Raw genomic sequence first — 26430 nt, forward strand, 5'->3', positions numbered from 1 at the left:
TTTACATGCGAATTATTCCACTTTCAGAAGGAAGTTTTACAATAGATGGCACCAAGCAATTTGTTCCTTTTAACAAGACCTCGGATGAATTGAATGATCGTCCGTCTGGAAGTTTGCTCGTCGAAATTCAACCCTTTGTTGTTATTACCAGCGAAGATGTATTGTTGCTCGATACCGGTTTGGGTTTTGAACAGGAGGGCAGGCCGCAACTCTTTAAAAACCTGATGGATGCGGGCATTAATCCAGGTGAAATAACCAAAGTATTGATGAGCCATCTGCATAAGGATCATGCAGGCGGTGTAAGTCATAAAAATCCGGTTACAGGAAAGTTTGAACTGTCTTTTCCACAAGCACAATATTATGTACAGCAAAAAGAGCTGGACTATGCATTTGAAAAGGGATTACCCTCCTATATTCCGGAGGAGCTGGAATGTTTACGTACTGCCCCTCAGGTTCAACTCCTCGATGGCGATGGCGTAATTGGTGGTTATATCCAATATCAACTGGTAGGCGGACATTGTCCCTTTCATCAGGTATTTCGCATTGTTGATGGCGGAACCACGGTTTTCTTCGGCGGCGATAATGCCCCCCAACTCCAGCAAATGAAAAGTAAGTTTGCTGCCAAATATGATTACGACGGAAAACTGGCGATGGAACTCCGCCAGCAATGGTGGAAAACCGGTCAGGAAAATCACTGGAAATTCCTCTTCTACCACGATGTCAAAACACCCGTCGGGTAAACCCGACGGGTGGTCTTCACCCGACCGGTGCCACCCGTCGGGTGAAGACGTTTAGTTGTCGCGGAAGCGCGCACGGTTATCCTGGCGCTGCTGGCGACGTTCCTGCAATTCCTTTTGAACGTAACTGTAGAATTCTTTTTCGGCTTTGAAGAATTGATTGGCTCTTTCACCGGATAGCGCTTTGCTGAAGGAGCCCTGGTATTTTTTACGAACATCGAGCAGTTTCTCTTCGCGTTTCAGTTCATCACCCCCACGCGAATCCTGGCGTACTTTTTTCAATTCAGCTATATATTCATTGTAAACAGGCCAGAATTTCTGGGCTTCATCCGAGGTAAGGTTCAGTTTTTTAGTTAAGTAAGCAACTTTCAATGCTTCCAGTCGCTCTCCATCCCGCTGTTGTGCCTGCGTGCTGAGTTGAAAAGAGCCTAAAAAAAGAAGAAGAGTAAAAATATATTTCATGCCTTTTCAATTAGTTCATGTTTGAGGTTGATTTACCGTTGAATTCCTGCAGGTATTTTTGCAGTGCTTCGTCACTGACATCGCCTAAAAGGTCGTGTACATCATCCACAGATAATTCATCAGTCTGATTGGCTGCAGTTCCATAATAAATTGAACTGGTTGGATTGGTAAATTCCAGGATCGCTTCATCACTGATTTGTTGCATTTCTGTTTCCAGCTGTTTGGCAAATGCAGGTGTCATGCCTGGATTTTCTGAAGCTGGTTGAAAATAAAACCATCCCGCAATGGCAAGTACTCCGGCAACAACCGCTGCGGCTGCATACCTTAACCAGGACTTGCCCATGAAAATTACTTTAGCACCACTGCCAGTCTCCACCTGCCCGATTTTTTGAACCATTTTTCCCGGGAACTGCTCAAAATATCCGATCGGAACCTCATAAGGCCCCTTCCGGTTAACGAGCAGAAGAATTGAGCCAGTTTCAATCTCAGCATCTTCAGTAGCAATATGTTCTGTTTTAACTGTTGCTGGCTCGATTTGATCAAAATATCCGTTGGGTACGGTAAAGGGCATTTTTTTCGATAAGCCGGCCAATAGGGGTGATAGGGTGGTGATTTCCTCCAGGAAAGTGAACTCCTCCCCAACCTTAATTCCGTCCTCAGTTTGAATGGCTGCCTTTCCTGATACGGATTTAACCAATTCCAGCATTCTTTCCGGAAAGGAATCAAAATACCCGATTGGTACCTGGTAGGGCACAGTTTGCTGCTGCCCTGCCAGTACCTTCAGTTCACTTACTATATTTTTATCGGGTGTCATCGGTTCTTAGACCCTTTATTAGGTCCCAGGTTTAATGATTTAGTAAATAGTCTTCTATTTTTTTTACCGCATGGTGATAAGAGGCCTTTAAAGCTCCTTCTGAAGTATCCAGAACCCTGCTCATTTCTTCATATGGCATTTCATCATAATATCGTAAACTAAAAACAATTCGTTGCTTTTCCGGCAGTTTTTGGATCGCAACCTGCAGTTTCCATTCAATTTTATTCGCATCAAAGTCTTTATCCGCCTTAATCTGGTTCGCCAGTCCGTCTTCATCATCGCTTAAAGAAAGGGTGGATTTTTTCTTCTGCTGCTCCAGAAAGCTGAGGCATTCATTGGTGGCTACCCTGTAGAGCCAGGTATATAATTTAGCATCTTCCCGAAAACTCTCCAATCCGTTCCAAACCCGGATAAACACATTCTGCAGCACATCATTTGCGTCCTCATGATTCACCACCATCCGGCGGATATGCCAGTAGAGGCGCTCCTGGTACTTTCGTACAATAGCAGTGTAGGCTTTTTCCTTTGTTTCAGGCTGCCTGAATTGAATAAGTAGTTCGAAATCTTCCGGGGGCATTTAAAAAAGTAAAAAGTAAAAAGTAAAAAGTAAAAAGTGGGCACTCCGTTATTCGACCCACCAACAGGAAATCAAATACCCGACCGGTGCCACCGGTCGGGTAAAATTATTTCTTTCGGCTGAGGGCTTTTTTCGCGGCGGTAACGATATCAGGTGCGCTCAATCCATATTTTTCCAGAAGTTGTGCAGGGGTGCCGCTTTCACCAAAGGTATCCTGGGTGCCCACCATCTCAACCGGAATCGGATGATGTTTTCCTGCTACCCGGGCAATGCTTTCTCCCAAGCCACCCAATATATTGTGCTCTTCCGCAGTTACAGCACAACCGGTTTTGCGAATAGATTCCAGTACAGCAGCCTCGTCCAGGGGTTTAATCGTATGAATATTCACTATTTCCACACTTATACCTGCTGCTTCCAACTCCTTTCCAGCTTCAATTGCATTCCAGACCATATGTCCGCATGCAAAAATGCTGATATCTGAACCCTTGCTGAAAAACTGCGCTTTCCCAATTTCAAAAGGCATGCCTTCCGTAAAAATGGGCCATACAGGGCGACCAAAACGCAGGTATACCGGTCCCTCGTAATCCGCAATTGCCAGCGTAGCCAACCGGGTCTGTTCATAATCACAGGGAACAATTACCGTCATACCCGGCAACATTTTCATCATTCCAATATCTTCCAGGATCTGGTGGGTTGCTCCGTCTTCCCCTAAAGTAAGTCCGGCATGAGACGCGCAAATCTTCACATTCTTGCCGGAATAAGCAACCGACTGACGAATCTGATCATACACCCGTCCGGTGGAGAAATTGGCGAATGTAGTAGTAAACGGAATTTTTCCACCGATGGTTAATCCGGCTGCAATCCCGATCATATTGGCCTCAGCAATACCGCATTGAATATACCGATCCGGATTTTCCTTGATAAAAGGGCCAAGTTTAAGTGACCCAGCCAGGTCGGCTGTTAAAGCTACCACGTTTGGGTTGGTTCTTCCCAATTCAGTTATGCCATCGCCAAAACCGCTTCTTGTATCTTTTTTGCCGGTAACCTGGATCTCATTCAACATAGGTGCTGTTTTAAATTTTGCTAAAGTTAATTAATTCAGATTGGCCTGTTGTACCTGGAAAAGGTTCTCATCTTCCTTCAATTTCAATTCCCATTTCCAGGCGGTATCCATCATATCCTCCAGATTGTATTTCAATTCCCATTCCAACTCATTCACGGCATGTTCATTATTGGCATATATGGCAATAACATCACCGGGTCGGCGAGGTCCTATTGAATAATTAAGTTTCTGTCCGCTTACCTTCTCAAACGCGAGAATTGCTTCCAAAACAGTAACCCCGTTTCCGGTACCGAGATTAAACACCTCACAGGATTTTTTACCCTTTCCTTTCATGAGGTATTGTAAGGAAAGCGTATGTGCATGTGCGATATCCGAAACATGAATAAAATCACGCAGGCAGGATCCGTCACGGGTATCATAATCGTTGCCAAATACAGTAAGAGAAGGAATTTTACCAATAGCAGTTTGAGTAATTGCCGGAACCAGGTTAGCCGGACGACCAATTGGCATTTCGCCAATCTGAATACTCGGATGCGCACCAACCGGATTAAAATAACGAAGCAAAATGCATTGTGCAGGATTCACTTTCGCAAATTCACTGATAATCTGCTCACCCATCTGCTTGGTATATCCATAGGGTGATTCTGCAGGTTTAGGCGGCGTACTTTCCGTAACAGGAATCACATCCGGATTGCCATAAACGGTACAGGAAGAAGAGAATACAAAATGTGGCACCTTAAATTCCTGTACACATTTTAAGAGATTCAGCAGACTCACCAGGTTGTTTTCAAAATAGAGCAGGGGTTGCTCCACTGATTCTCCCACTGCCTTATAGGCCGCAAAATGAATGATGCCGGTAATGTCGAGGTTCTCAGCAAAAATGGCGTACGTATCGTCAAAATTGCAGAGGTCAACCTTATAGTTTTTGATCTTTTTGCCAGTGATTTTCTCCACTCCTTCCAGAATGCGTGCAGAAGAGCGTGAATTATTATCAACTGATAGTACGTCAAATCCATTTTCAACCAAATCAACCAGCGTATGTGAACCAATATATCCACATCCTCCGGTTACCAAAATCTTGCTCATGGGATCGTTTTAGGTTAATGTTACATGTTATTTGTTCAGCCTTCTTTTAAAACTGTCATCAGGTATTGACCATATCCGCTTTTTAAGAGAGGCTGTGCTATCTTTTCGAGTTGTTCGTTTGTAATAAATCCTTTTCTCCAGGCAATTTCCTCTATACAGGCCACTTTGATTCCCTGTCTTTGTTCAATGACTTGTACAAATTGCGATGCCTGCATAAGGGAATCGAAGGTGCCGGTATCCAACCAGGCCGTGCCGCGGTCCATGATGGATACTTTTAGTTTTCCTCTCTTCAGGTATTCCCGGTTTACATCCGTGATTTCATATTCACCTCTCGGACTCGGTTCCAGATTTTTGGCTATTTCAATCACTTCATTGTCATAGAAATAAAGTCCGGGAACCGCGAAATTGCTTTTGGGTTTTGCCGGTTTTTCTTCGATGGAAATTACCTGGTTTTTTTTATCAAATTCCACTACGCCATACCGTTCGGGATCACTTACTCTGTAAGCATACACAATTCCACCATCCGGGTTGGTATTGTGTGCGAGCTGGGTTCCAAGGCCTGCACCATAGAATATATTATCTCCCAATACCAGGGCAACTTTATCTGTTCCAATAAAAGGTGCCCCTATTACAAAAGCCTGCGCCAGTCCGTTTGGCGTTGGCTGTTCGGCATAGGAGATGTCCAGACCAAGTTCTTTCCCATCCCCCAGCAGTTTTTTGAAAAGCGGTAGATCGTGCGGAGTGGAAATAATAAGGATTTCCTTAATGCCTGCCAGTAATAGGGTGGATAAGGGATAATAAATCATGGGTTTATCATACACCGGCATGATTTGTTTGCTGATCGCATAGGTAATTGGATGCAGACGGGTTCCAGATCCGCCGGCCAGAATAATTCCTTTCATAGTACTTTCAAATAGCCGGCAATATAAACCAATTTCTCTATGTGTGAACGAAAAAGGGGTGCCGAATGACACCCCTTTTTCAATAGCTATGAATTAATTACATGATCAACTTTAGCAGGTAATAAACAACTGCTGCAATAAGAGCAGAAACCGGAATGGTCAGGATCCATGCCCAAAGCAAATTGATGGTAACACCCCAGCGAACAGCAGACAAACGTTTGGTGGCACCTACGCCTATAATGGCTCCGGTTATGGTATGTGTGGTACTTACCGGAATTCCTAGTGCTTCCGAAATATAAAGGGTAGCTGCGCCGGCTGTTTCTGCACTCACCCCTTCCAATGGTGTAACCTTGGTGATTCGCGTTCCCATTGTTTTTACAATTTTCCAGCCGCCACTTAAAGTGCCAAGTGCAATGGCGGTAAAACTTGCAACCGGTACCCACCAGTAGTCTGTTACGAAATGGGAGAAACGGTGGGCTGAGTCAAGGGTAGTATATGTGGTGTTTCCGTTTTGTACCTCAAAAAAGATAACCGCGGCACCAATTATACCCATTACTTTTTGTGCATCATTTCCACCGTGACCCAAACTAAATAATGCGGAAGAAACCAGTTGTAATCGACGAAACCATTTCTCTGCTTTATAGGGGACGGCTTTTCGGCAAATATTCAGAATGATTACGGTAATTATATAGGCGATGATCATCCCGATAATGGGTGCGAGAAAGATGAATAAAAAGGTGGGTAAAACTTTCGCATAGTTGATAACATCCTGCCCGTTTTCTGCCATGCCACCTGCGTGTGCTACGGCTGCTCCCATAAATCCACCCAGTAAGGTATGGGAGGAACTGGAGGGGATTCCGAACCACCAGGTAAGCAGGTTCCAGGTAATGGCTGCTATCAGTCCGGCAAAAATCACTTCCAGTGTAATGAAATTTTCATGAACGGATTTAGCGATGGTATTACCAATTTTAAACTCTCCAATCAGGTATTTGGAAATAAAGAAAGCGGCAAAATTGAAAACCGCTGCCCACAATACTGCCTGAAAAGGAGTCAGTACTTTGGTGGAAACGATTGTGGCTATGGAGTTGGCTGCATCATGAAACCCATTGATATAATCGAATATCAGGGCCAGCACGATGATGATTACCAGAAAAGTCATGGGGAGAGTTTGAAGTTAGAAGTTAGAAGTGGGAAGTTGGAAGTGGTAGCCCACTTTTTACTTTTTACTTTTAATTTTTTACTTTATCAGGCGTACTTTATTATAATACTTTCAATCACATTCGCTGCATCCTCACATTTATCCGTAACGATTTCCATTACCTGGTAAATTTCTCTTTTCTTGATTACTTCTTTGGCATCGGGTTCGGTTTCAAACAGGCGATCGATGCTTAAATCGAAAATATCATCCGCCTGGTTTTCGATACTGTTTACTTTTACCAGAGCATCGGTAATCTGTCGCATATTTTTCATATTCCGCAATTCAATAACGGCGTTTTTGATATGCTCGGCACCCTGCTCAATCAGGTCGGCCATTTTTTGGATGCCGGGATCGTTCGGGTTAACTTTGTAAAAGTTGATTTTTTTAGCGGATGCGAAAATATAGTCGCATATATCATCAAGGGCAGTTGCCAGGTAGTGAATGTCTTCGCGATCAAATGGGGTGATGAAATTCCGGCCAAGCTCTGTAAAAATTTTATGGGTCAGGTCATCATTAACATGTTCCAGATCCTCCATTTTAGAAATCAATCCGGCTCTTTTATCAAAATCACTTTCACTCACAACATCTTTCATCAGAGAGCCCATTTTTGCCACGGTATTGGCCACTTCTTCAAACAGGGAATAGAATACTTTATCCTTCGGAGTAAACAGTTTCAGGATGGAGGAAAGTGACATAGATAAATTTTGCGCAAAAATAGACTGCTTTCAGGCTGTTGAAGGGTATTGTAGGGTTTGGTAATAATTTCTTAACATTGCCTGCCCGACCAGCCTGCATTTGGCTTTTACCTTTGCCGCCGTTAACAATTTGGTAATATTAACTTAACAATGGAAAATGGGCATAAGATACCGTGAAATTGGGTTGATTTTGATTGGATTTTGTTGTTTTTTGGTAACAAATGCACAGGATTCAGTAAAAACTGTTATAGTTAACAAAAAGAAGTGGTTCGAGACCTTTACCATTCGCGGATATGTTCAAACCAGGTACAATCGCCTGCTTGAAACCAATCCCAACCTGGAATGCGACCAGTGCGACCGCAGTTGGGGCGGCAATGGAGGTTTTTTTTTACGCCGGGTTCGGGTTATTATTCAGGGTAATATATCAGACCGTGTATCTATTTATATACAGCCTGATTTTGCTTCCTCCACCTCCAATGGGTTGAATTATGGCCAGATCCGGGATGCCTATTTTGATCTGGCATTTGATGAAAAGAAAACCTGGCGGATAAGAGTGGGACAATCTAAGGTTCCCTATGGGTTTGAAGCCATGCAGAGCAGTTCCAACCGATTACCGCTGGACCGGAGTGATGGTATCAATTCTTCCATCGTGAATGAACGTGATCTGGGAGCTTTTCTATATTGGGCTCCCGCTGAAAAAAGAGAATTATTAAATCGGCTTACAGAGGATGGACTCAAGGGCTCAGGCGATTATGGGGTGGCTGGTTTCGGGGTTTTTAACGGACAGGTGGCCAATCGCCCGGATCAAAATCGTTCCGTACATGTTGCTGGGCGCTTTACCTGGCCGGTTCAGTTGAGCAATGGGCAGATTATTGAAGGATCACTGCAGGCCTATACCGGAAACTATACGATGTCTGATACCACAAAAGGCGTAAAGCTGATTAATCCCCAGGCTAAATACAAAGATGAGCGGATCGCGGCATCCTTTGTATTGTATCCCCAGCCTTTTGGGATTCAGGCAGAATACAATGTCGGAACCGGTCCACAATATGATCCTGCAACGAATTCCATTCAACAGAGAAAACTGCAGGGAGGATATATTATCGCCAATTACATGATGAAGCCCGGAAAGATGGTATTGATTCCATTTGCACGGTATCATTATTATGAGGGCGGTAAAAAATTTGAACTGGATGCCCGCAGTTATAAAGTTAATGAACTGGAACTGGGAGCCGAATGGCAGATCAACCGAAATGTTGAGCTGGTTGCCATGTATGTAATTTCCAGTCGCCGTTTCGAAGATGCCGTTCTGAGAAACAATGCACAAGAGGGCCGGTTACTCCGTTTGCAGGCTCAGTTAAATTTCTAATCCTTTACTGGTAAGGCTTTTACGCTGCACATAACATTGCGGTAATATTCGGGTTACAATTCGTTAACGCTGTCGTAACAGGGCGATAATATTGCCCGTCTACTTTTGCCCGCAAATAAACCCCTTAGTTGTGAGCAAAAAGTTTTACTATCTGTTGTTACTGGTGCTGTTTTCCGGATTAACTGCCGCAGCACAAACAACAGTTAAACTCAGCGGTAAAGTTATCAATACTCAAAATGAACCGGTACCGGGCGCAACCGTCGCTGTTGAAGGTGCACAACAAAGAGTGGCTGCTGATGTGGAGGGACGATTCAGTTTAAACCTGGTGCTGGGAAAAAAATACGTTATCCGTGTTTCAAGTGCCGGATACAATACCAAACTGGTGGAAGAAATTGATTTGAAAGAAGGGGTAGAGAATACGGTAACCATTGTATTGGAGAATAAATCAGAATTGGGAGAAGTGATTGTTCGTACTTCGGTTCGTAAGGAAACCACTTCAGCACTGATTAACCTGCAACGGAATAATACGGCAGTATCCAGTGGTATCGCTGCTGATTTGATCAAGCGTACGCCGGACCGCACTACCGGTGAAGTGTTGAAAAGGGTAAGTGGTGCTTCTATTCAGGATAATAAATTTGTAATTATCCGTGGTTTGAGTGATCGGTATAATGCGGCATTCATTAACAACGCACAGTTGCCTTCGTCTGAACCTGACCGCAAAGCCTTTTCTTTTGATGTGATTCCGGCCAATATGATTGATAACATCATTATCAATAAAACCGCAACCCCTGAATTAACCGGTGAGTTTGCAGGTGGTTTGATTCAGGTGCAGACAAAAGATATTCCTACCAAAGATTTTCTTTCTGTTGGATTTCAGTTTGGTTTCAATACCAACTCGGTGTTCAAGGATTTTGTTTCCAATGAAAGGACCTCTACTGACTGGCTTGGTTTTGATGATGGTACCCGCAAATTTCCGGCAGGTTTTCCGGGATCACCACAGGAATACCGCGGACAGAATGTAAATGATCAGATAACCGATTCTAAATTGTTCCGGGATGATGTCTATGGTCAGCGTACAGTTACTGCCTTACCGATAATGACCTATAATCTTTCTTATGGTACTGCGCGTACCCTGAAGAATGATGCAAAATTAGGTTTGATTGCTTCTGTGGTGTATCGGAATTCTATGATCAAATACAATGTGGATCGTCAGTTCAGCCAGAATGATGGATCTGCCATATTTCAATTTGAAGATCAGCAAAATCGTTACCAGACCAATATTGGTGCATTGATCAACCTGACCTACTCTCAAAAGAAAAATAAGATATCGTTTAAGAACATATATAACCGTTTTTACGATGATAATTATTTCATTCGTGGCGGGGTTAATAATAACAGAAATCAGAACGTTGATTTTTACTCTTCTTTCCTGAACCAGCGGAATTTCTTCAGCAGTCAGTTGGAAGGAGATCATCAATTATCTGTTGCTAAGGCAAAATTCCGGTGGAATGCCGGTTATTCTCTGGTAACCCGCGATCAACCGGATCTGCGCACGCAGCAATATACCCAGGCATTTGGAAGCAATATCAAACAAATCGACCCGGATGATTCCCGTCGTTTCTGGTCTGATCTTTCTGATCATACCGTTACTGCTTCGGGTGCTTTTACCCTGCCCTTTAATTTGTTTGATGAGAAGCAGAATTTCAAATTCGGTGCCTCTACCATTATACGTTTCCGTGATTTCTCTTCCCGAATTTTCCGCTATCGGGAAGCTAGTCTGCCGAACTTCAATGATGAGCTGGTTAGTCTGCCTTATGATCAGATTTTTAAGAAGGAAAATTTTGGTTTGAACGGCTACGTGATGGATGATTTTACCGGGAACTCGGATAAATATTTCGGGATCTCTGCCATCAATTCAGGTTTCCTTATGCTGGATAATAAATTGAGCGATAAAATCCGCCTGGTGTGGGGAGCCCGTTTAGAGTTTTTTGAACAATACCTTACTTCCAAAGATGTAACGGCAAAGAGAATCAATGTAAATACAGAGACTTACGATTTCCTTCCATCTGTAAACCTGACCTATTCTATAAATACAACACAGAATATTCGTTTTGCTGCTTTCCAGACAGTTGCCCGTCCGGAGTTTCGTGAAATTGCACCCTTCCAGTTCTTCGACTATGAATCAAACTATGGCGTATCTGGTAATCCTGATTTGAAACGTACAAAAATCCTGAACCTGGATTTACGGTATGAAATTTATCCAAAAGCTGGGGAGGCATTTACGGTAGGTGCGTTCTACAAAAGGTTTACTGATCCGATTGAATTCCGTTTGGATCCGGGATCGAATGCGGATCGCCGCTTGTATTTTTTCCAGAATGCAGCAGAGGCAAATACCTATGGTGCTGAACTGGAGATTCGTAAGAATATGGACTTTCTGGGGGATAGTAAGTTCCTGAACAATATGACGGCTTTTGGAAACTTTACCTACCTGTTTTCTGATGTAAGTTTTCCTGATGCAACATCATCCGGTCAAACCCTTAATTCAAACCGTCCGATTCAGGGTCAGTCACCTTACCTGATCAATGCCGGATTGCAGTATTCATCCGAATCAGCTTTCAATGCAACTGTATTGTATAACCGAATCGGACCTCGCCTCGCACTGGTTGGTAATGGTGAGTTCCCGGATATCTATGAGCGTCCCCGTCACCTGCTTGATTTTCAACTATCGAAGAAAATCATGAATAAGAAAGGGGAACTGAAGCTGAATTTCTCAGATATCCTGAACAATGAAATTTATCTCTATGAAAATGTTGGTGGCAGCAAGGAATTCAACAAGGGGAGTGGTGATCGCCTGTTCAGCTCCTATCGCCCCGGCACTACGATATCTATAGGCTTTACCTATGACTTTGACTTAAGAAAAAAATAGAAACAAGAAAACTCAACTTTTTAAACTGTATAAAATGAAATTGGTAAAACAATTTGCCCTCATCGCGATCAGTGCGGTAACCATTACTTCCTGTATTAAGGTAGAAGTTGGCGATACCATTAATAATCCGGGTGGTGGAACAGATACCACAGCCCGCGTATTAAATGGAACAATTGATCAAAGCACTACGCTTACCCGTGGAACCTGGACCTTGAAAGGATATGTATATGTTAACAATGGAGCGGTATTGACCATTGAGCCAGGTACAATTATCAAAAGTGATGTGAGTGATAAAGGCGCCCTCATTATTGAACGCGGTTCCCGTCTGGTGGCCGATGGCCGTCCTGATGCGCCGATTGTATTCACCTCCGGTCGTCCGGCTGGCGAGCGTGCTCCTGGAGATTGGGGTGGAATCATCCTGCTGGGAAATGCGCCAACCAACCGTCCAACTTCTCCGGCACCCATTATTGAAGGTGGTGTAAACCGTCCTTATGGTGGAAATAAAGCGGATGATAATAGTGGTACACTGCGGTATGTGCGGATTGAGTTTTCCGGTATTGCTGCAGAGCCTGGATCTGAGATCAATGGCCTGACCTTAGGTGGCGTTGGTTCCGGAACAATTATTGAAAATGTACAGGTTTCTTTCGGTGCGGATGATGCGTATGAGTTCTTTGGCGGTACTGTTAATTGTAAGAATCTGATTGCATTGGGAACCATGGATGATGACTTCGATTTTGATTTCGGTTATCAGGGTAAAATTCAGTTTGCCGTTTCACTGCGCGATAAACCTGCAGATACAGACCAGGCCAATGGAATTGAGTGTGATAATGATGGATCTGGTTCAACTGCAGAACCCTTTACCCGTCCTTATCTTTCGAATCTTACATTAATCGGGCCATATGATACAACTGGTTCCAATTCAAATCACGGTTTTTCTAATCGTTGGAGAAGAGCGACACGTTTTGTTCTGAATAATTCTTTGTTGATTGGTCATAGAAAAGCAGGTTTTTCTATGGAATCAGCAGCAACTGCACAGGCCTATAAAGATGGGCAGTCTGAGTTTAAAAATAATATTGTTGCCGTTTATACTAAACCATATAATGTGCAGGATGATGGTGCAAAAACGGTTTATGCAACCAATGATCTTCTCAAGACTAAAGCGGAGGCAGATGGCAACCGTACTTTGGCAAGCAGAGATGATGTTCAACTGACTGATCCATTCAACCTGACTGCTCCTAACTTCCTGCCAAAAGCCGGGTCACCTGCATTAACTGGTGCCAGCTTTACCGGAATGGATAGTTATTTCACAACTACCACCTACCTCGGCGCATTTGGTACTACCAACTGGGCACAGGGTTGGGCTAGTTTCAATCCCAGATCCAACGCGTATTAATATTGATTATTAATTTAAGTGCCGTTTTGCAGCAATGCAAAGCGGCCTTTTTATTTTGTAATATGAAAGAGATTTTAGCAGTGTTATTGCTTGTATTATTGTTATCCTGTACCGGTAAAAAAGAACCGGTGGGCGATGGCTTATTCCCGGATATGGTGCGGGTTGATAGTATTCAGGCCTTATTTTATGATAAGGAAGATGAAGACCGTTTTTATCAATACCGGATTCTGGCTGACACGGTAAAGATTTCGACGATGATGGAGGATGTCCGCTATGATACCATTCCTGCAACGGGTTGTAGCCGCCAGGGTAAAATTTATTGCTTTGTGGATGGTTCCATCTACAATACCCTTTACTTTAACCTGGACTGTCCCGTTCCCCATTTCCGCTACATCAAAAATGCATGCCTCTACAGTTTTCCGATGTCAACTTTCTCGCGGGAGCTCCTGCTAAACGTCAGACAGGAGTTAGAACGCTGATGGAGAGACGTCAGATACATGTTAGAACATAGTTAGAGAAATGTCAGACAGGTGTTAGTACACTTTGCTGACACCTGTCTGACACCTTTCTTATCTTTTAAACTTAACATCCGGTTTACGTTCAGGTAACACAAGCTGGCGAGATTTGAAGCTCAGTTGTTGTGTTTTCAATAGCAGCAAGATTTTCTCATGCAGTTAATACCCGGTTCATGTCTATGAACCGGGTTTTTTCAGGCAATTTGGGATACTCTAAGCTTCCTCCTCTAGCTGCTTACCATGTTTTAACTCATAGCTTTAATAGTATCTCTAACCGTTCATTAACCGTTATTAAACCGTCTATCTACCGTTCATGCATCGTTTTATAACGGTTCATGAACGGTAGAAGAACGGTAGATGAACGGTTCATGAACGGTTGATACTACAATGAGAAAACCAGGATTGCTATCCCAAAGAGGGGGGTAAAACAGGATGAATTGTTAGAACACTGTTAGAAGACTGTCCTAACACCTGTCTGACACCTTTCCTGTATATTTAAACCATGTTCACGAGAAAAGACTGGTTAGGAGCCGCTTATGCGGCACTGGTGGCATTTTGCCTGTACTCAAGTTTGTTCGCCTTCCGGAAAGCGTTTAACGTAGCCGCCTTTGAGGGTTACCAGCTGGCCGGACTCGATTACAAAATCATCCTCGTCATCACCCAGGTGGCCGGTTATATGGCCAGCAAATTCTATGGAATCAAATTCATCGCCTCCCTGAAACGCATCGGAAGAGGAAAACTGATCCTCACCCTCGCCGGTGCAGCCTGGCTCTCCTGGCTGGCCTTCGGCGCCATTCCGCCCCCCTACAACTGGCCCTGCCTGTTTTTCAGCGGATTCCCCCTCGGTATGCTCTGGGGAGTAGTATTCTCCTATATCGAAGGCCGCCGCATGACAGATTTCATCAGCGCCGCCCTCGCCGTCAGCTTTATCTTCGGATCCGGATTGGCAAAATCCGTCGCTTCCTTCGTAATGCAACAACTGCAGGTTACCGAATACTGGATGCCCTTCGTTACGGGAGCGCTATTCGCCTTTCCGCTTGCCCTCTTCGTTTACCTCATGGAAAAAATACCAGCCCCCACCCAACAGGATATTCTACAACGTACCGTCCGTTTACCCATGACCGGCAGCCAGCGCACCGGTATCCTGAAAACCTATGGAACGGGTTTATTCCTGCTGGTTCTCGTTTACTCCCTTGTTACCATCCTCAGAGAAGTTCGTGATAGTTTCATGGCAGATATGTGGCGCGATTCCGGCGAAGTTTACAACCTCACCGTCTTCGCAAAAACAGAAACCATTATCTCCATCATCCTGTTGCTACTAATTGCCTCCATGGTGTTGCTTAAGAATAATTACAAAGCTCTGCAACTCACGCATTGGATTATGGCGATTGGCTTCCTGCTCAGCCTGGTCATCACCATCGCCTACCAGCATTCCTATATTACCACCTTTAGTTGGATGCTTGGAGTGGGACTCGGTCTTTACCTCGTTTATATCCCCTTCAACAGCATCCTCTTTGAACGGCTTATTGCCAGTTTTCGCATAGCCGGCAACGTTGGATTCCTGATTTATCTCGCAGACTCTTTCGGCTACCTAGGAAGTGTTACCGTTCTGCTCAGCAAATCTGTTTTTTCCATCCAATTGTCCTGGTTGAATTTTTATCAGGAACTGGTACTCATAACCGGAATAATCGGATTAATCGCAACGATTGCCTCTTCCATTTATTTCGCAAGAAAATTCAGACTCCAAAAATCGCACAACTGATTCAGGTAAAAAGAACAGGAGTAAATGTAGAATCTACACCAAATTGATTTTTCGTAATAGCAGCATAACAATGGTCTAACAATCGCATAATAATCGGGATTGAGATTTGCAAAAATTTAACCATCATGCAAACCAAGCCCTTACTGCTTTTTCTTCTGGCAGTAGTACTGTCACTTTCAGGTATGGCTCAATATGACCTGAAAGGCGAGGTAAAGAATGAACAGGCAACAGCCATGGAAGGCGTGTCCGTTCAGCTTAAAAACAAGCAGGGATCCCTGCAATTGAATACGCAAACCAATGCAGCCGGACAATTTATTTTCACCAATGTACCGGCCGGCGAAAACTACACACTCACGCTAAGCTATGTAGGTTACCAGCCTCAAACAATGGGCGCTATCACAGTGGCTGCAGACAGAACTCTTTTTTTTCCAATAAACATGATACCCGCAACTGCTATAGGCGATGAAGTAGTTGTTGTAGCATACTCCACACAGAAAAAAGCCAACCTTACCGGAGCTGTTGATCAGGTATCCGGAAAGATTTTTGAAAACCGGGCCCTTCCCAACGTAACACAGGGATTACAGGGTTTTATTCCCAACCTCAACCTCGTGATGGGCGATGGAAAACCAACACAATCACCTGCGTATAATATCCGCGGAAATACATCCATTGGTCAGGGTGGAAATGCACTTGTACTAATCGATGGTGTGGAAGGTGATCCAAGTTTATTAAACCCAAATGATATCGCCAATGTAACTGTGTTGAAAGATGCTTCCAGTGCCGCCATCTATGGAGCAAGAGGAGCTTTTGGCGTTGTTTTAATCACCACCAAAAATCCATCCAAAGGCAAAACAAGCATCACCTACAACAGTAATTATTCTTCCAAAGCTCCTGTTGTTGTTCCGGATTATGTTACCAACGGATACACCTTCGCCAAATTGTTCAACGAAGCCTGGAGCGCCTGGAACGATTATTCTCAATTCCCGCAAAACGTAAATAAAACCGTACGATTTTCACAGGAATACCTGGAAGAATACGAACGCCGTAACAACGACCCGTCTCTGCCTAAAGTGGATGTAAATGCAAACGGTGAATATGTTTATTACGGCAATACCGACTGGTATAAATTATTATATAAGGATCGTACCGGCTCCATGGATCAGAACATCTCCATAAGTGGAAGCAGTGATAAAGCAAGCTTTCTTGTGAGCGCCCGTTACTTCGGACAAAACGGTTTATTCCGCTATAACAGCGATGATTACCGCCTCTATAATATCCGCGGTAAAGGTTCCGTGCAGGCCCTGCCCTGGTTGCGTATTGAAAACAATGTGGATTATTCCAATATGCTGTACCATAACCCGCTCAACGTTGGTGAAGGTGGCGGTATCTGGCGAAACATCGCGGATGAAGGACATGAAATGTCGCCTTTATTTAACCCCGATGGAAATCTTTCTTATTCGGCAGCCTATACTGTTGGCGATTTTGTTTATGGCAAAAACGGCATCGATTTTGATAAACGGATCTTCCGAAACCGTACTTCACTCGTAACGGAATTCTTCAATAAAAAGCTTCGCGTAAAAGGAGATTTCACCATTCAGGAACTGGATGATAATACCACCACTACCCGCGTTGCCGTGCCTTACAGCAGAAGGCCTGGTGTAATTGAATATGTGGGAACCAATACCAACGATATCGCAGCTGCTTATCGTGAGACCCAATACATCGCCAGTAATATTTATGCAGAATATGAAAACACCTTTAAAGACCTGCATCATATAAAATTGCTGGGTGGTTATAACTACGAACAATCCCAATACAAAGGCTTGCAGGCACAACGAAATGGAATTATATATGAAGGTGCGGAAAGCATCAACCTGGCACTGGGAACTGCCATCACAACAGGCGGACCCTTTGAAGAATGGAATGTACGTGGTGGATTTTTCAGAGTAAACTATGGTTTTGATGATCGCTACCTGCTTGAAATTAATGGTCGGTATGATGGTTCTTCCAAATTCCCGGCCAGCAAACGATACGCGTTCTTTCCCTCTGTATCTGCCGGCTGGCGGGTTTCGAAGGAAAAATTCTGGAATCTCGATCCCAAAGGAATCTCTGATCTGAAACTGCGCGGCTCCTATGGATCACTCGGTAACGGAAGCATCGCTGCTTATTCTTTCATCGAACAATTCAGCATCTCACAAATTGGCCGCATATTGGGTGGTGTTCGGCCGCAGAGCACTTCACAACCAAGTGTGCTGCCCGATAACCTCACCTGGGAAACTGCCACCACTACCGATTTTGGAATTGATGTCGCATTCCTCAATAACCGTCTTCAGATTAATGCTGATTGGTACAGAAGAAATACCTTTGATATGTTTACGAATGGTCCAACACTTCCTGCCGTTTTCGGTACCGGTGTTCCAAAAGGTAACTATGCTGATCTGCAAACCACCGGCTGGGAAATTGTTGCCAGCTGGCGCGATGGCGGAACTATTGGCGGAAAACCCTACGGATATGGTATCCGTCTCTCACTTGCAGACTACCAATCAGAGATTACCAAATACAATAACCCCGATAAACGGCTGAATGATTATTATGTTGGTCAGAAGCTGGGTGAAATCTGGGGTTATGTAACCGATGGTTTTTTCACTGCAGAAAATATCGATCAGGCTGCTGCCCAATCCCTTATTAAAAGTTCCAACTCAGGAACCACTTTAATTGGTGATATTAAATTCCTAGACCTGAATAAGGATGGTGTAATCAATACCGGTGCCAATACACTGGCCGATCCGGGTGATCGCAAAATCATTGGTAACTCCACACCCCGATACACATTCGGAGCGCTCTTTGATTTCAAATGGAACAATTTCTTCGCCAGTGTTTTCTTCCAGGGTGTAGCCCAACAGGACTGGTGGCCTGGTGCTGAAGCGGATGCTTTCTGGGGACCCTATAATCGTCCTTATAACAGAATTCCTTCTGAAATGGTGGATGAAATCTGGTCAGAAGAAAACCCCAATACCTATTTCCCGCGCCTTCGTGGTTATATAGCGCAGGGCACCGGCCGGTCTCTGAATGTAAGTCAGACAAAATACCTGCAAAACGCCGCTTATATCCGTTTGAAAAATCTGCAGTTCGGTTACAATATTCCAAAAGCAATCATCAGCAGATTAAAAATGGAACAGGCCCGTGTGTTTATCTCGGGTGATAATATCTGGACCTATTCACCCATGTATAAAGTTACCCGTAACCTCGATGTGGAAAATATCCAGGGATCCGACCGTGTACTTACAACAGGTGGAAGTGGTAATGGTAATAACTACCCGATTTTAAAAGGCTGGACAATCGGTTTGACCATCGGATTCTAATTCAAAAAATCAAACTCAAATGAAACAACTGATACTATCCGCAGCAGTAATGTCAACACTGGCAATCAGCTGCAAAAAAATGGATCTTTCCCCCGTTGCTACGGCAGATAAAAATGCTGTTTTCGGAAGTGAAAAGGGATTGCAATTGTATGCAACTTCCTTTTACAATGATTTGCCGGCTGCAGGTGATGTGGTAAGAGCAGATAATATGAGCGATTATGGGGCAAGAACAGATGTGCCAACCTTTCTTACAGCAAACGGATTCACACCTTTACAAGGCTCTGGCTGGAGCTGGACAGCTCTGAGGAATATCAACTATTTTATTGAAAATAATAATAATCCCGCCGTACCGGAAGCGATCCGTACCAATTACCAGGCTACGGCAAGATTCTTTCGCGCGCTCTTTTATTTCAATAAAGTAGTCCGTTTTGGGGATGTGCCCTGGTATGGAAAAACCATCGCTGTGAATGATTCAGTTCAATTGAAAAAACCGCGCGACCCACGTAGTCTGGTTATGGACTCTGTATTAAGCGATCTCAATTACGCCTGCGAAAATATCACCACTACTGATGCTACCCGCAGTATGATCACCAAATACATAGCACTGGCATATAAATCACGGATTTGTCTCTTCGAAGGCACCTTCCGGAAATACCATGCTGCAGGTCTGGCAAACGGACTTGAATCCACTGCCAATACCTGGCTGCAACAGGCAGCAGATGCTGCAGAAGAAGTAATGACTGAAGGCGGCTTTAGTCTGAACACCGCAGGTGGATCCGAACAATCCTATCGTCAGTTATTTATCAGCAAACAACCCATCCGGAATGAAATCATTCTCTCCAATATTGCTGATGCAACGCTGAATGTGTTGAATGATGCCAACTGGTACTGGACTTCCGCAACTTATGGTTCCCGTTTGAGTTTTACCCGTGATTTTGTAAATACCTATCTCAACCTGGATGGCACACCATTTACCAATACGCCTGGTTATCAAACCATGCTTTTTCAGGAAGAAGTAAAAGGACGTGATAAAAGATTACAACAAACCATTCGCATGGGTGATTACAAACGCGTGAATGCCGGTGTTACTGAAGCAGCACCTCCTGTGTTTTCGTATACCTATACCGGTTATCAGCCAATCAAATGGTGCCTCGATGATATGTTCTATGATGGTGGTACAAGAAATGATAATTCCATTTCATTGATCCGTTATGCTGAAGTGTTGTTGAACTATGCAGAAGCAAAAGCAGAATTGGGTACTATTACCAATGAAGATTGGTCAAAAACCATTGGCGCATTAAGGGGTCGGGCTGGTATCACTGGCGGCTTAACCAGTCTGCCAGTAACTATAGATTCCTATCTCCAGCAAAATTATTTTCCCGCCATTTCAGATCCTGTACTGCTGGAGATTCGCAGAGAAAGAGGCATTGAGCTTTCATGGGAAGGATTACGGTACAACGATCTCATCCGTTGGAAAAGAGGAGAGTTGCTTGCTAAATCATGGAACGGATTTTATGTTCCGGCGCTCAATACACCCCTTGATTTAAACGAAGATGGTAAAATGGATGTGCTTTTTTACAGTGGTACAGCACCTGCCGCCATTCCGGGTGTTAGTTTTGTGAATGTGTCGCCCAAACTTGCTAACGGCAATGCCAACCCGCAGCAACTGGCTGCTGAAACAAGTGGTGAAATTCGCTGGTTAAATAATATTGAACGGAAATGGGAAGATAAAAAATACCTTTATCCTATTCCTACAAATGATCTTTTGATTAACCCGGCACTCGGACAAAACCCCGGCTGGGAATAAATTAAAAAAACATGAACTATCAAAAAACAACGATTCTTCTGCTGGTTATTGTCGCCAGCTTTTCCCTCCATGCCCAGCAACTTATTACCGGAACCTTCAATATCCGTTATGCCAACCAGAGCGATTCCGGAAATCTCTGGCAGGATCGTGCCCCTGTATGTGCCGCTCTTATCCGCTTTCATCAGTTTGATATTGTTGGCACACAAGAGGGGTTAAGGCACCAGTTAGATGATCTACAGGCAGCACTTCCCGGTTATGCATTTTACGGACTGGGTCGGGATGATGCCAAATCAAAAGGCGAACATTCAGCTATATTTTATAAAAAGGATCGGTTTCTGGTGAAAGACAGCGGCGATTTCTGGTTGTCTGAAAAACCGGAGGCGCCGGGATTTGGATGGGACGCCAAACACAATCGCATATGCACCTGGCTGAAACTGGAAGATAAAAAAGCAAAAAAAACGATCTATGTTTTCAATGTACATTATGATCACCAGGGTGTTGTTGCAAGAACAGAAAGCAGTAAACTGATTCTGAAAAAAATCGAAGCCATTGCCGGTAAATCTCCTGTTATTCTGATGGGCGATTTCAATGGCAATCATCAGTCTGCCTGGTACACACAGATTCAGCAGAGTGCCGGTTTAAAAGATACCTATACGCTGGCAAAAGACCCCTATACACCTAATGGAAGTTTCAACAGCTTCCGCCCATTTCCAAAATCAAAAGATATCATCGACCATATTTTTATCAGCAAACCATTTAAAGTTACCCGCTATGGTATATTAACCGATACCTATCACGGTAAATTTCCTTCTGATCATTACCCTGTTTTAGCTGCGTTGGACTATTAATCCAACCCCTTCAACTCCTAACTGCCTTACGCATTTGCGTAGGGCTTTTTTTATCTATATGTACCAAGTGGGAAATCACAATTTATTTCCACGTCATCAATGACAGCACCTTTCCGGCGATAAAACTCAATCGCTTTTTTATTCCATCTCGATACCTGCCAGCGCATTTTTTTACAAGCTTCCTCCCTGCCGATACCAATCACCCTATCCATCAGTTGTGTTCCAATACCAGCACCCCGGTGCTCAGGTAAAACATACAAATCATCCAGGTAAATTGATTTTCCTGTCCAGGAATAATAAGCAAAGAAATAAGTGGCAAAGCCGATAATCCGGTTTTCCGAAACGGCAATCAGACAATTGAAAATGGATGCATCCTTTTTCATATCCTCCAATGTAATGGTCAGCTTCTCCGGCGTTTTTATAAAGACGGCAAACTCTTTTAACAGCTCATACACGTCATTAAAATCCGATGGAATTGCTTTACATATTTCAACATTCTTTGTTGATACCATATAGTTATTCTTCTTTTGCTGAAATATATCACTTTATGAGGATAAGAGATCCTTTTTTGTGAGACGGTAACTCATTTTCAAACTCATAGGAGCATTGCCAAACATAATTGGAAGCGGTTGGTGCCAACCCATTTATTACACCATTCCAGGCATTATTGGGTTCAATCGTATGGAATACGATTGAACCATACCTGTCAAATACTGTCAAACTAAATTTTCGTAGTTTCCCATATACAATTGCCCTGAAGAAGTCATTTTTGCCGTCTCCATTTGGAGAAAATGCGGTAGGAATATAGACTCCTTTTAAACAATCTTTTTCAATAATCTTAATGCTTTCGATTCCCTTGCAGCCATTGTTATCTTCAACTTCTAAGAAGTATGTTCCGGCTGAATTTATGGTAATATTGTTGGTTACTGTTCCTGTGGACCAATAATATTTAATAAATGGTTTCGATGGTGCTAACAGTTTAGTGTTGCCTTTGCAAATGGTATCAGATGAAGGTAGAAAATTTATCGGATTTTGTCTGATGCTTACGATATTCAGGCTGTCTGAAGCCGAACAATTATTTATATCTGTAACATTTACCCAATATAATCCGGGCTTGGTTATAATTTGTTCCTTGGAATTGTCTCCATTTTGCCATTCGTAAGTTACAAATATTCCTGGATTAATAATTATACTCACTCCTTCACAAAGATCCCGGTCTGGCCCTAAGGTTGGTACCGGCTTTGATCTTACAATAAGCTCTGTAGTTAGAATTGAGTCGCATCCGTTCAAGCTTTCAAGCGAGTCAACATAACTTCCGGAAGTAGTTTGGAATTTACCGGCGGCATAAAATTGATCACCTTCACAAATTTCAATTCGTTGCGTTATTTTATTTTTTATTATTGTGAGATCGAGGTTAATTATTGAATCACATCCTTTTAAATTTGGGATGGAAACTGTATAGGAGCCGCTACTGTCAAAAGTATGGTTTCCCAATTTAAATTGGTTACATGTGTTTACTGAGAGCGTAGAATATGTATTGCCAGGACAAGGGGCTAATTTTATAACATACGGCATGGATGAACCTCCCCCATGAATTTTATATTCATTTGGACCGGGATCTGCATCGACTGCCCCATTTACAGAACCTGTAAAGTATAAAGCCCGGTTCGAGCCTACAACCATTTTGCGCAAAAAAAGCCCCCCGCTTTCTGAGATTTTCTCAAATCTGGTTAGAAACCCAAAATCACCATCTTCAGAATACCTGATTACAAGACCTTCATTATTTAGATTTTGCAATGTATAATCAGTTATGCCAGGGTCAAAGTTGATGGTTCCTGAAAATATGCCACAAGAATAAACATTGTTTTCAGGATCAACTCCTATATCATGCGCTGCGTTTAAAAGCTGGTTTCCCAGTTGTTTTACCCAAAGAAACTCGCCTGATTTTGATAGTTTAAGTATATATGCAGCCGAAGGCGAATTTGAAACCAGCAGCTTTGAATTGGGGCCTGGGTCGAAATCCTGTGTGCCACCAAATGCTCCAGCTATATAGATATTGTTTTTTTTATCAAAACTAACTCCATGACTGTATAGTCTTTGATAATTTGAATTGTTTCCAAAGGATCTAACCCAGATACAATTACCATTTGGATCTAGCAGCAAAACAAATATTTCTCCCCAGCCTCCTGTTCTCATTATGGAGGAATCTTTGCCAGTGTCAAAATCACATTCACCACTATAAACACCTGCTAATAGAATGTTCCCATTTTCATCAGCATCAATGTCATTGGCTTCTATATAACTGTTTTTGGCTGGATTGTCTTCTGCAATTTTTCTGGCCCAAATAAATTCTCCATTTGAATTTAATTTCACTATAAACCCTATCATGGTTCTCTCGGCACGAAGGTTAAATTCTTCCAGTCCAGGGTCAAAATCTATAGTTTTTGAAAATTTTCCGATTATAATTAAATTTCCTTCGCTATCTATGGTAAGTGAGTTTGGATCGCAGACGGTATCGTATTCTTTTCCTCCAAATTGTTTAATCCAAACTAAATCACCAGTTGGATTCAACTTTACAACAAATACATCTCTTGTTCCAATGGGTGTTGCAAGATATTCTCCAATACCAGGATCCATATCAGCAACCTCATTTAAATAAGAGCTAATATAGGTGTTACCCATTTTGTCAACAACAATATTGACTTGTGAAAATTCAATTGATAGTGGAAATTGTCCAGCCCAGATTATTTCTCCTGTGGAGCTTTGTTTGGTTACATAAATCCCCCTCTGACTCATTATACTGTTGCCTGCAGTTATCACCAATTCGCCTGGTCCGGGATCAAAATCAACCGGGCCTTTAAATAACCCTGTTGAATAAACATTTCCAATTTGGTCAACTGCAATTGCTCGGCCATTATCACCTCCATGATAAGCGTGGCTTCGATATTCAAATGTTCCTGCCCAATCAAGTATGGGTTGTTGACAGTAAGATGAAATACAGGAACAAATCAATACGCATAAGGGTACTAAATACTTCATAGGATGCAACAAAATAGAAAAGAAATAATTTCTTTCAAAATTTATTGATTAAATTCTAGAGAATTATCCCTCACCTCTTGTAGAAGACAGCGTAAACCCGATTGTTGTACCCACATCCGGCTTGCTGCGCACATGCATGGATTCGCCGTGCGCTTCAATAATATGTTTGCAGATGGCGAGGCCCAGACCAGTACCGCCTTTATCGCGGCTACGGGCTTTATCAGTTCTGTAAAACCGTTCAAAAATGCGGGAAAGATGCGCTTCCTCAATACCAATTCCGTCATCACTTACTTCCAGCAACACTTTAAACTCATCGGTATTGTACACGCTGATTACGATAGTTCCTCCCGGCTTACCATACTTGGTTGCATTCGAAATCAGGTTAATCAACACCTGACGGATTTTTTCCTTATCTGCAAAAACATAAACTGGCGCCTCACATCCCTTTTTGATGGAAGCCAGAATTTCTTTCTGATTTAATTTAATGGAGAGCGATTCAATTACTTCTTTGATCAGATCCTGAATTACAAAATACTGTTTGTATAAAACCTGCTCACCACTTTCCAGTCGCGATATTTCATCCAGGTCATTCATCAGGTTCACCAACCGGTCTACATTTCGGCTGGTATTCTCCAGAAAGCGTTTGCGCACATCCGGATTTTCCATCGCCCCTCCTAAAAGGGTATCGATATATCCCTGAATCGCAAAAATGGGGGTCTTGAATTCATGTGCCAGGTTTTGTAAAAATTCTTTCCGATAGGCCTCATTTTTACGAAGCAGTTCAATTTCACCCTGTCGCTGAACAGCCCATTTCTCCACATCTTCCTTTACTTCATCAATACTTTTTTGCGGGATAATATACTTGTTGTAAAACTCTTCCCGCTTGGTAGCCTTGGTTTGATAAATGAATTTGTAAATGAGTTTGATTCGCCTGTAAATAAACTGCTGCAAAAAATAAAAAATCAGCAGATAGGATACCAGAAAAAGAACCGCAAAAGAGGAAAGGGCAATCACCCAGTCATCCACCAGTATGAAATTAGCCAAGCCAACAAGTGCAGATATGGAAAAGGACAGCACCGACGCTACCTGTCTGGGCGATAAATTTTTAAATTGAATCATGTCGGCACTAAGTTAACCCGGTTTTGAACTTATAAATCAAACTTGTATCCAACCCCTTTTACAGTGGTGATACAATCCAAACCGAGTTTCTGCCTGATTTTCCGGATATGTACATCAATGGTACGATCGCCCACAATTACTTCATTGCCCCAAACCTGGTTCAGAATTTCATTGCGGAGAAATACCCTGCCCGGGCGGGAGGCCAGCAAATACAACAATTCGAATTCCTTTTTAGCCAGGGTGATTTCTGTATCCCCCACCATCACCACAAATTTTACCGGATCAATCACCAGATTATCGAGCATTAATATACCCGATCCTGCTTCGTCTTTTTTGGTAACTCTTCTAAACAATGCATTTACCCGGCTGGTCAGCAATTTCGGACTGATGGGTTTATTCACATAATCATCTGCTCCGGTATCCAGTCCCTTTAACTGGGAAGATTCATCACTCAGAGCGGTCAGAAATATAATAAGGGTTTCCTTATAGGCGGGTTGGGATCGTAATATTTCACAAACTTCCACCCCGTTTTTCTTTGGCATCATGATGTCCAGAATGATGAGGTCGGGTTTGATCTGTTTCGCCCGCATCAGGGCTTCATCCCCGTCTTTTGCGGTGTAAACAGTATAACCTTCCGCCTGCAAATTGTATTGGATAATTTCCAAAATATCCGGTTCGTCATCGGCAATCAGTATCTTTTTTTCCCTGTTATCCATTAACGATTTGTTTACGCAAAGTTAACGGCAACCGGTAAGC

Annotated in this window: 21 protein-coding genes; 9 read left to right on the plus strand and 12 right to left on the minus strand. The window is 43.1% G+C overall.

The features are described from left to right. Positions 1-5 precede the first annotated feature (5 nt). Complete coding sequence (locus tag B2746_RS14280) at positions 6-740, plus strand: MBL fold metallo-hydrolase (protein ID WP_290795213.1); 735 nt, start codon at positions 6-8, stop codon at positions 738-740. A 51-nt stretch (positions 741-791) separates the two neighbouring features. Here the strand turns inward: B2746_RS14280 and B2746_RS14285 are convergent, their stop codons facing one another. The 8 genes from B2746_RS14285 to B2746_RS14320 all read right to left on the minus strand — a co-directional run bounded on the left by B2746_RS14285 (position 792) and on the right by B2746_RS14320 (position 7534). Next, entirely contained in the window at positions 792-1199 is a 408-nt protein-coding gene (locus B2746_RS14285) for a hypothetical protein (protein WP_290795215.1), read from the minus strand. A 10-nt stretch (positions 1200-1209) separates the two neighbouring features. Continuing rightward, positions 1210-2013 carry a hypothetical protein gene (locus tag B2746_RS14290; RefSeq protein ID WP_290795218.1) on the minus strand — a complete coding sequence of 268 codons (804 nt, stop codon included), beginning with the start codon at positions 2011-2013 and terminating at the stop codon, positions 1210-1212. Positions 2014-2044: 31 nt separating this feature from the next. Then, complete coding sequence (locus B2746_RS14295; protein ID WP_290795220.1) at positions 2045-2590, minus strand: RNA polymerase sigma factor; 546 nt, start codon at positions 2588-2590, stop codon at positions 2045-2047. 106 nt (positions 2591-2696) lie between these two features. Beyond that, positions 2697-3653 carry a transketolase family protein gene (locus B2746_RS14300; protein ID WP_290795222.1) on the minus strand — a complete coding sequence of 319 codons (957 nt, stop codon included), beginning with the start codon at positions 3651-3653 and terminating at the stop codon, positions 2697-2699. 30 nt (positions 3654-3683) lie between these two features. Continuing rightward, entirely contained in the window at positions 3684-4739 is a 1056-nt protein-coding gene (gene galE / locus B2746_RS14305; protein WP_290795224.1) for a UDP-glucose 4-epimerase GalE, read from the minus strand. Between the two features lie 35 nt (positions 4740-4774). Further along, entirely contained in the window at positions 4775-5641 is an 867-nt protein-coding gene (gene rfbA / locus B2746_RS14310) for a glucose-1-phosphate thymidylyltransferase RfbA (RefSeq protein WP_290795226.1), read from the minus strand. A 97-nt stretch (positions 5642-5738) separates the two neighbouring features. Next, entirely contained in the window at positions 5739-6800 is a 1062-nt protein-coding gene (locus tag B2746_RS14315) for an inorganic phosphate transporter (protein ID WP_290795228.1), read from the minus strand. Between the two features lie 86 nt (positions 6801-6886). Then, positions 6887-7534 (minus strand): DUF47 domain-containing protein, encoded by a 648-nt coding sequence (locus B2746_RS14320; protein ID WP_290710530.1) that lies wholly within the window; start codon positions 7532-7534, stop codon positions 6887-6889. Between the two features lie 157 nt (positions 7535-7691). Between B2746_RS14320 and B2746_RS14325 the strand changes: the two genes are divergently transcribed. The 8 genes from B2746_RS14325 (at position 7692) to B2746_RS14360 (ending at position 21516) form a co-directional block, all read left to right on the plus strand. Then, positions 7692-8903, plus strand: a complete 1212-nt coding sequence (locus B2746_RS14325) for a porin (protein ID WP_290795231.1) — start codon at positions 7692-7694, stop codon at positions 8901-8903. A 130-nt stretch (positions 8904-9033) separates the two neighbouring features. After that, a complete protein-coding gene (locus B2746_RS14330; protein ID WP_290795233.1) occupies positions 9034-11829 on the plus strand; it encodes a TonB-dependent receptor in 2796 nt (931 codons plus the stop codon). Between the two features lie 34 nt (positions 11830-11863). Next, positions 11864-13222 carry a hypothetical protein gene (locus B2746_RS14335; protein WP_290795235.1) on the plus strand — a complete coding sequence of 453 codons (1359 nt, stop codon included), beginning with the start codon at positions 11864-11866 and terminating at the stop codon, positions 13220-13222. A 62-nt stretch (positions 13223-13284) separates the two neighbouring features. Further along, positions 13285-13701, plus strand: coding sequence for a hypothetical protein (locus tag B2746_RS14340; protein WP_290795237.1), 417 nt, complete (start codon positions 13285-13287; stop codon positions 13699-13701). 538 nt (positions 13702-14239) lie between these two features. After that, entirely contained in the window at positions 14240-15499 is a 1260-nt protein-coding gene (locus tag B2746_RS14345) for a DUF5690 family protein (protein ID WP_290795238.1), read from the plus strand. Positions 15500-15624: 125 nt separating this feature from the next. Continuing rightward, positions 15625-18861 carry a SusC/RagA family TonB-linked outer membrane protein gene (locus B2746_RS14350; RefSeq protein ID WP_290795241.1) on the plus strand — a complete coding sequence of 1079 codons (3237 nt, stop codon included), beginning with the start codon at positions 15625-15627 and terminating at the stop codon, positions 18859-18861. A gap of 19 nt (positions 18862-18880) precedes the next feature. After that, positions 18881-20668 (plus strand): RagB/SusD family nutrient uptake outer membrane protein, encoded by a 1788-nt coding sequence (locus B2746_RS14355; protein ID WP_290795243.1) that lies wholly within the window; start codon positions 18881-18883, stop codon positions 20666-20668. 11 nt (positions 20669-20679) lie between these two features. Further along, a complete protein-coding gene (locus B2746_RS14360; RefSeq protein WP_290795245.1) occupies positions 20680-21516 on the plus strand; it encodes an endonuclease/exonuclease/phosphatase family protein in 837 nt (278 codons plus the stop codon). A gap of 50 nt (positions 21517-21566) precedes the next feature. Here the strand turns inward: B2746_RS14360 and B2746_RS14365 are convergent, their stop codons facing one another. From B2746_RS14365 to B2746_RS14380, 4 genes are all read right to left on the minus strand, one after another. Continuing rightward, the gene (locus tag B2746_RS14365; protein WP_290795247.1) at positions 21567-22028 is read right to left on the minus strand and encodes a GNAT family N-acetyltransferase; all 462 of its coding nucleotides are present in this window, start codon (positions 22026-22028) and stop codon (positions 21567-21569) included. A 28-nt stretch (positions 22029-22056) separates the two neighbouring features. Continuing rightward, the gene (locus tag B2746_RS14370) at positions 22057-24555 is read right to left on the minus strand and encodes a gliding motility-associated C-terminal domain-containing protein (protein WP_290795249.1); all 2499 of its coding nucleotides are present in this window, start codon (positions 24553-24555) and stop codon (positions 22057-22059) included. A 63-nt stretch (positions 24556-24618) separates the two neighbouring features. Continuing rightward, complete coding sequence (locus B2746_RS14375; protein WP_290795252.1) at positions 24619-25674, minus strand: sensor histidine kinase; 1056 nt, start codon at positions 25672-25674, stop codon at positions 24619-24621. 29 nt (positions 25675-25703) lie between these two features. Continuing rightward, positions 25704-26390 carry a response regulator gene (locus B2746_RS14380; RefSeq protein WP_290795254.1) on the minus strand — a complete coding sequence of 229 codons (687 nt, stop codon included), beginning with the start codon at positions 26388-26390 and terminating at the stop codon, positions 25704-25706. Positions 26391-26430 lie beyond the last annotated feature (40 nt).

The organism is Flavihumibacter sp. UBA7668 (genome assembly GCF_002483205.1).
GTDB lineage: Bacteria > Bacteroidota > Bacteroidia > Chitinophagales > Chitinophagaceae > Flavihumibacter.